The following is a 943-nucleotide window of genomic DNA, read 5'->3' on the forward strand; positions in this document are numbered from 1 at the left end:
GGCGGGGCCGCCGCTCGGGTCGGCGCCGGCCGCGGACAAGGACGGCGCCACCCCGGTGAGCGACGCCGGGTGCGGCTCGGGCAGATCGGTGAACAGGGCAGCCAGCTGCGACCGCGTCGTCGCCGCCCGGGCCCGGCGCACCCGCGCGTCGAACGCGTCGACGTCCAGCGCCCCGCCCGTGTAGTGGCGGGACAGCGCCCGCACCGTCTCCTCCTGCTCGGCGTAGCCGATCGGGTCCGCGCTCATACCCCGACCGTAGCCGCGATCAGCTGTGGAACAGCACGCTGCGACACGCGAGATGCAGGGCGAGGCGCTCGTCCGGGTCGGCGAGGTCGACGCCGAGCACGTGGCGTACGCGTTCGATCCGGGTCGCGACGGTGTTGCGGTGCACCCCGAGCACCGCCGCGGTCTCGGTCAGCGACGACTCGGCGTCCAGGTAGGCGGTCAGCGTCGTCAGCAGGTCCCCGGGTCTGCCCTGCAACGGTTCCAGCATCGACCGGGCGGCGGGCAGGAACGTGTCGGTGCGGGTCCAGGCCAGCAGCAGCGCCCCCAGCCCGAGCCGGTCGACGTGGACGAACCGGCCGCTGGTGGTGCGTTCGGCCGCGAGCCGGGCCGCGTCCCCGGCCTCGCCGAGGGTGCGGGCCAGCCCGCCCGCCCCGCGGTGCACCCGCCCCACCCCCGTCGAGGTCGGCAGGGACTCGCGCAGCAGCCACTGGGTGCGCCGCGCGGCCGTCGCGTGCTGCTGCAGCTCACCGGCGGTGGGCTGGTGGTCGAACGTCGTCCAGGCGCTCCACCCCGGTCCCTGCTCGACGACGACCGCCCGCAGCCGCGCCGTCTCCACCGCCCGCAGCACCTGCTCCCGGGCGGCGACGACGTCCACCGAGGACGGCACGTCGATCCGCAGGCCCGCGTGCCAGCCGTCCAGCGACCAGCCGGCGTCGAG

2 protein-coding genes are annotated in these 943 nt (G+C 76.5%); both read right to left on the minus strand.

Features of this window, described 5'->3' with window-relative positions:
* Nucleotides 1–246 (minus strand): DUF1707 domain-containing protein (locus GTW08_RS27505; protein ID WP_161152723.1); only part of this gene is annotated, 246 nt, incomplete at its 3' end.
* A gap of 19 nt (nucleotides 247–265) precedes the next feature.
* On the minus strand, nucleotides 266–943 hold a 678-nt coding region (locus tag GTW08_RS27510), incomplete at its 5' end, for a PucR family transcriptional regulator (protein WP_161152724.1).

This window comes from Pseudonocardia sp. SID8383, from assembly GCF_009864975.1.
Classification (GTDB): domain Bacteria; phylum Actinomycetota; class Actinomycetes; order Mycobacteriales; family Pseudonocardiaceae; genus Pseudonocardia; species Pseudonocardia alni.